The sequence below is a fragment of the Acinetobacter sp. YH12137 genome (assembly GCF_013418535.1).
Lineage (GTDB): Bacteria > Pseudomonadota > Gammaproteobacteria > Pseudomonadales > Moraxellaceae > Acinetobacter.
In genome coordinates this window covers 1-7,104 of sequence record NZ_VPBW01000065.1, presented here as the reverse complement: position 1 = coordinate 7,104, position 7,104 = coordinate 1, and the positions used below count along the sequence as shown (strand labels likewise).

Genomic DNA, 7,104 nt, shown 5'->3' with positions numbered 1-7,104 from the left:
CAAAGCACGTAGTGTTCATGGATTTCTAGGAGGGATTTACGCGTCCTTGTGTGCATATCAACTGATCCATAAAAATAAGCCAACAATTCAAATTATGAAGTCATCGGCTTAAGCAGGATTCGGGTTATTGATAGAAAGAATTAAACAAGATATACATCTATAATCTAATATGAATAGCCAATAATTATAATTTTTACATATATTTAAACTTTATTTAGCAGATATCACTCTTTATCTTATTAATGATTTTAGATACCTACATAAATCCAGTTTTTTTCAATTTTCCTCGGTAACAAATTCAAGAATAGAAAGGCAATGACTATCAAGTTTGAGTATGAAAAATGCACAAAAAGACCAAATGTTTTTTTATTACGCAATTCGAATTGGTAAATTTTTGTACAAAAGAACTGATGTAGAAGAATTATTTATAGGTTGTATTATTTTTATTAATATTATATTTATTTTATCTTAAATTATTGAATTTAAAATTTAATTTTTTTAAATTAAAATTAACAAAAGGATTAGATTAGCTAAACTTCATAACATTATTAATACTTTTCCTTCTTTATTTGAAACTAAAAAATTAAATGAGTGTACTATATTTAGTAAAAACGTGATTAAGGTGAAGCATTTAATGTCTATTTCTCCCTTATCTAAGGCTGTCTATACATCCTTAGTTGGATTGCTATTGGCAAATACAACTACTCAGGCCGCTGATGCATTTAGTGCAGAAAGTCCGTGGATGTTGGGTGACTGGAATGGTCAACGTATCCAGCTTCAAGAACAGGGCTATGATTTTAGCTTTGGATATACAGGTGAAATGGCGACTTTACTTGACGCGAAACGCTCAAATAGCCATGGCACAGAATATACCGGTCAGTTAAACCTGGGTGCTCATCTGGATCTGGAAAAAATTGCTGGCTGGCAAGACACTGAAGCACAAATTACAGTAACTCATCGTGATGGCCGCAACCTTTCAAATACTTCTGATGCATTAAATGGTCAGTCACTTGATCAAGCAAATGGTCATTTAAGTTCAGTACAGGAAGTATGGGGCCGTGGTCAAACCTGGCGTCTAACAGATTTCTGGATCAAGAAACAATTCCTGAATCAAAAACTGGATGTCAAAGTCGGACGTTTTGGTGAAGGTGAAGACTTTAACAGTTTCGATTGTGATTTCCAGAATCTGGCATTGTGTGGTTCACAAGTGGGTAACTGGGTAGGGGATCAATGGTATAACTGGCCAGTTTCTCAATGGGCTGCACGGGTTAAATATAACGTTACCCCGGAAGTTTATACTCAGGTAGGGGTTTATGAATACAATCCTGAAAATGCTGATAATCGTGGCAAAGGCTTTAACCTGAGCACAGACGGATCTAAAGGCGCGATCATTCCTGCAGAAGTGGTGTGGACACCGAAACTAGGTGAGCAAAAACTGCCAGGTGAATATCGTGCCGGTTATTACTACAGTACCGCTGATGCCAAAATATTTGATGGCGTGACTCCACAAGATGAACAAACCCAAAATGGTCATCATCACGGGGGGTGGATTGTAGCTAAGCAACAGCTGACTTCACATCAAGGGGATACATCACGTGGTTTAAGCGGTTTCGTGAACGTCACTGTTCATGACTCTAAAACCAACCAAGTTAGTGATATGCAAAATATCGGTCTTGTCTACAAAGGTGCGATGGATGCCCGTCCACAGGATGAAATCGCTTTGGGTGTTGCACGCATCAATATGAACAATGATGTATTGGGTAACCGTAGTGAAGAAGTCGATGCGGAAATCTATTACGGCATTCATGCAACTAACTGGCTAACCATCCGTCCAAACCTGCAATATGTCCATCATGTCGGCGCATATAAAGACGGTGAAAATGTCTGGGTAGGCGGAATCAAGTTTAATACGTCGTTCTAATCGGAGTTTTTAGTTGCAAATACACAATTGATTCTTCCATTACTTTGGGGCATTGATGAACTGATACTCCAAGTATTCATGTATTTATAACTAAGAACTTAACAATATGGTGTCTATGCCGCTTAAGTGCTTAGACGTTCAAGAAATCAAAAAAAAGGTGTTCAATATGAATACTTCGTCTTCAGGTTCAGTACTGAAAACGATTCTGGCAGCTATTGCTGCCATTTTCGGTTTGGTTCTGCTATTTGGAGGAATATATCTGGCAACACTTGGTGGGTCTTGGTACTACATCATTGCCGGTCTGTTCTTCCTGGCGACAGCCGTGTTATTACAAAAACGTAAAAGCACAGCCCTTATTGTTTATGCAGTATTGGTCCTTGGTACAGTGGTATGGGGTCTTTGGGAAGTGGGTTCAGACTTCTTTGCACTGGCACCACGTCTAGATATTTTAGGCCTATTCGGTCTGGCCCTGCTGATTCCTGCAGTGACTCGTGGTTTTGGTGACAGCAAAGCTGCAAAAATGGCGCTGACTGGCTCCCTGGCAATTACGATTGCTGTCATGATTTATTCTGTATTTAATGACCCACAGGAAATCCGTGGCGAATTAAAATCACAGCAGCCTGCAGTGCATCAGTCTATTCCAGGTATTGCTGACGAAGACTGGCCTGCTTATGGTCGTACTCAATCCGGCCTACGTTATTCTCCATTGAAACAGATTACTGCTGATAACGTAAAAGATCTGGAGTTAGCTTGGGAATTTCATACCGGTGATGTAAAAACGGATAAAGATTCTGGTGAAACTACGAATCAGGTAACCCCGATTAAAGTGGGTAATAACCTGTTTATGTGTACCACTCACCAGTACCTGATTGCACTTGATCCTGCGACGGGTAAGGAAAAATGGCGTTTTGATCCTAAGCTGAAAGCGGACAATACCTTCCAGCATTTAACTTGCCGTGGAGTGTCTTATTACGATGCCAATAACACTACCGGTTTTGAAAGCAGTCTAGCTGCTCGTTCTACAATGTCTGTCGAATGTCCTCAGAAAGTAATCTTACCAGTGAATGACGGACGTTTGGTGGCGGTCAATGCAACTACTGGTAAGGTATGTTCCGACTTTGGTAATAACGGCGAAGTCGATCTGCAAAAAGACATGCCATTCCCATATCCAGGCGGTTATAACCCGACTTCACCTCCTGTGGTGACAGGTACAACCATTATCATCGCCGGTTCAACAACGGATAACTACTCAACTGAAGAACCTTCAGGTGTGATTCGTGGTTATGACGTAAATACCGGTGAATTATTATGGGTATTTGATACTGGTGCAGAAGATCCAAACGCGATTCCAGCTCCTGGTCAAAAATTCGTAAATAACTCACCAAACGCATGGGCGCCATTGGCTTATGATGCACAGTTGGATATTGTCTATGTACCTACAGGTGTAGGCACACCGGATATCTACGGAGGTCACCGTACTGAGCTAGACGAGCGTTATGCAAACTCTATGCTAGCGATTAATGCATCTACCGGTAAATTGATCTGGAACTTCCAGACTACTCACCACGACTTGTGGGATATGGATGTACCAGCACAGCCAACATTGACTGATATCAAAGATAAAAACGGTAATATGGTGCCAGCCATCTACGTGCTGACCAAAACCGGTAATGCCTTTGTATTAGACCGTCGTACAGGTGAAGCGATCGTTCCGATTACTGAAAAACCAGTACCTCAGTCAGTAAAACGCGGTCCGCAAACCAAAGGCGAGTGGTATTCAAAAACTCAACCATTCTCTGACTTTAACCTGGCACCTAAAGATAAATTGACTGATAAAGACATGTGGGGTGCCACTATGTTTGACCAGTTGATGTGTCGTGTATCGTTCAAGAAATTAAACTATGACGGTATTTATACGCCACCATCTGAAAATGGTACGTTAGTGTTTCCGGGTAACCTCGGTGTATTCGAATGGGGCGGTATGTCAGTCAACCCAGACCGTCAAATCGCATTAACCAATCCAATTGGTTTGCCATTTGTATCTCGTCTGATTCCGCAAGATCCGAACCGTAAGCAGACTGCCAAAGGTGCAGGTACTGAAGCGGGGGTACAGCCAATGTATGGCGTGCCTTATGGTGTTGAAATCAGTGCCTTCCTGTCTCCATTCGGCTTGCCATGTAAGCAACCTGCATGGGGTTATGTGGCTGGTGTTGATCTGACCAATCATGAAATCGCTTGGAAACGTCGTATCGGTACGATTCGTGACAGTATGCCGGGCATTCCATTGCCTCCATTTAAAATGGGTGTACCAATGTTAGGTGGTCCAATCTCGACTGCAGGTAATGTGATGTTTGTCGGTGCAACTCAAGACAATTACATCCGTGCGATCAACGTGACTAATGGTGATGAGCTGTGGAAAGGTCGTCTACCTGCAGGTGGTCAAGCGACGCCAATGACTTATGAAGCCAATGGTAAGCAGTATGTTGTGATTATGGCGGGTGGTCACGGTTCCTTCGGTACCAAAATGGGTGATTCTTTGGTTGCCTATGCACTACCTGACAATAAATAATGAAGTTTTATAGTCAAGTAAAAAAGCCTGATTCGTCAGGCTTTTTTATGCAAAATACAGGCTGTTATGACAATAAAGCTTGATTAGAAAATCATGAACCTTTAGCTCAGCTTTCCTGCAAGTATTCAGTTTGATCTTATGCAGATGCTGAGTCTTTAAAATTAATAAGACACTTTTAAAACGTTTGAACTCCCATGGCATGAGTGAATGCCAGATATTAGGAATATTAGCTATGCACCTTCATACCACGCGGTTGCCGATGAAATCGACTTTATCCTGTCTGATTGCTTGTATCAGTCAAGGAATTTATGCGGAAGAACCGGTTACAGAGGTACAGCGACTGGCTCCCATTGTGGTTGAAGCAACCCGTACAGATCGTGCCATTCTGGAAACACCGGCATCTACCTATTATCTGAATCAGGAACAACAGAATAGCCTGAATGTAAATCTGTCTGAAACCTTAAAAGGTGTACCAGGTTTACAGCTGAATAACCGCGAAAATTATGCTCAGGATTTACAGATATCAATGCGGGGCTTCGGTGCACGTTCGACTTTCGGTGTGCGAGGAGTACGTTTATATGTAGACGGTATTCCTGCGACTATGCCGGATGGGCAGGGGCAAACCTCGAATATTGACCTGAATAGCTTGGATCATATTGAAGTGCTGAGTGGGCCATTTTCTTCGCTATATGGTAATTCTTCTGGCGGAACCATCCTGACACAAAGCCGTGAAGGGCAGGGACCTGATTCAGTCACTTTGGGATATTCGGGTGGCAGTCAGAATAAAGGCCAAACGAACCTGGTGCTACAAGGTGGTTCAGAAAATGCTTCTGAACCAAGCTATATCATCAGTTCATCTTATTTTGATACCGATGGTTTCCGTGATCATAGTGGTGCACATAAAGTACTGAACAATGCCAAGCTGACTTGGGATCTGGACGATGGCTCTAAAATTAACTGGGTCAATAACTATGTCAAAATTACAGCAGATGATCCAGGTGGTTTAACTCGAGATCAATGGCGAGAAAATCCTAAACAGGTCGCAGCGAATGTGTTGCTATATAATGCACGTAAAGAAATTGAGCAATTCCAGACAGGACTGACCTGGAACAAGCCAATTAATGATCAGCATGAATTGTACGGTATGGCGTATTGGGGACAGCGTGAAGTCACTCAATATCAATCTATTCCAAGTACAGCACAAAGTGGCCCAAATCATGCTGGTGGTGTCATTGATTTTGATCGTCAGTTTTATGGAGCAGATCTTCGCTGGACCGGAACAGATATTTTACAAAACACTAAATTGATTGCTGGTGTGGCTGTAGATGGTATGACCGAAGACCGCAAAGGCTATCAAAACTTTGTCGGCAATACTTTAGGCATTAAAGGTGAACTCCGTCGTAATGAAGATAATACGCTTTGGAATGCAGATCCTTATATTCAAGCATCTTATAACTTTGCGCCAGATTGGACTTTAGATGCTGGTTTGCGTTATAGCAATGTGCATTTTAAATCTGAAGACCGTTACCTAAGCAATGGCGATAATTCAGGTAAAACGACTTATGAAAAAGTACTGCCTTCAGTTGCATTAAGTTGGAAAATTCTTCCTGAATTAGTGACTTATACAAGCTTTGCACAAGGTTTTGAAACACCAACATTTACCGAAATGGCTTATCCGGCTGATGGCAGCAATGATGTATTAAGCTTAAAAGCGGCTGAAAGTGAAACTTATGAACTGGGATTAAAATCTGCGAATCGCTTCGGTGATATGACCTTAGCAGCATTTCAGACTCAAACCAAAAATGACATTGTTTCTGCGGGAAGTGATGGCGGGCGCTCAACGTTTCGTAATGCAGATAAAACCTTAAGAAAAGGACTGGAACTATCCTGGAGTAAAGACCTGTGGCGTGATCTGGCAGCACAAGCCAGCTATAGCTATATTGATGCAACATTTGATGCCGATATTCCAGCAATTGGTACAGTAGCTGCAGTTTCGTCAGGTAACTATATTCCTGGAATTGCTAAGAATCAGGCATTCTTTAGTTTGGGATGGAAACCTGAAAATGGCTTACATGGTGGAATAGATGTACGTTACTCAGACCGAATTTATGTTAACGACATTAACTCACAATATGCACCAAGTTATACAGTGGCTGGGGCTAATGTAGGCTATAACTGGAATGTCAAAGATTTGTCTGTAAAAACGTTTGCACGCGTAGATAATCTGTTTGATAAGGATTATTCAGGCTCAGTCATTGTCAACGAAAGCAATGGTCGTTTCTATGAACCAGCAGAAGATCGTAACTGGAGTGCTGGGTTAAGCGTGACAAAAGAGTTTTAATTTAAATCTGACTTAAGCTTTCTTAATTTATTCAAGATTCATGTTCACATGTGAATGTCCGCCAAGATCAGCAATAAGTGCGAATCTAAGGCGGACATTTTTACTTTGGAGAAACCGGACATTTCTATTTTGGATTTACATGATTCTGTTATTCACCAATTAAAATGTCTATGTGATAAACCATTTAAAATGTCCTGTTTTTAACCACAAGAGTCAAGCACAGGATTTAACTTTCTTTGTTCAATAACAGCTTTCTGAGCTTTACGACTCGGC

Annotated in this window: 3 protein-coding genes and 1 pseudogene; all 4 read left to right on the top strand. The window is 41.4% G+C overall.

Going from position 1 to position 7,104, the window contains the following annotated elements; all coding sequences use genetic code 11:
* Positions 1-112 (top strand): annotated as a pseudogene (locus FTU72_RS15805) (IS982 family transposase); the annotation flags it as partial.
* Positions 113-634: 522 nt separating this feature from the next.
* Positions 635-1,921: a carbohydrate porin gene (locus FTU72_RS15800; RefSeq protein WP_180034218.1), complete on the top strand. Its 1,287-nt coding sequence runs from the start codon at positions 635-637 to the stop codon at positions 1,919-1,921.
* 166 nt (positions 1,922-2,087) lie between these two features.
* On the top strand, positions 2,088-4,490 hold the full coding sequence (locus FTU72_RS15795; protein ID WP_180034217.1) for a glucose/quinate/shikimate family membrane-bound PQQ-dependent dehydrogenase: 2,403 nt from the start codon (positions 2,088-2,090) through the stop codon (positions 4,488-4,490).
* A 232-nt stretch (positions 4,491-4,722) separates the two neighbouring features.
* On the top strand, positions 4,723-6,831 hold the full coding sequence (locus tag FTU72_RS15790) for a TonB-dependent receptor (RefSeq protein WP_180034216.1): 2,109 nt from the start codon (positions 4,723-4,725) through the stop codon (positions 6,829-6,831).
* Positions 6,832-7,104 lie beyond the last annotated feature (273 nt).

Excerpts from the sequence above, each read along its gene's own strand:
- FTU72_RS15800 (WP_180034218.1), top strand. The coding sequence starts at position 635 with ATGTCTATTTCTCCCTTATCTAAGGCTGTCTATACATCCTTAGTTGGA.
- FTU72_RS15795 (WP_180034217.1), top strand. The coding sequence starts at position 2,088 with ATGAATACTTCGTCTTCAGGTTCAGTACTGAAAACGATTCTGGCAGCT.
- FTU72_RS15790 (WP_180034216.1), top strand. The coding sequence starts at position 4,723 with ATGCACCTTCATACCACGCGGTTGCCGATGAAATCGACTTTATCCTGT.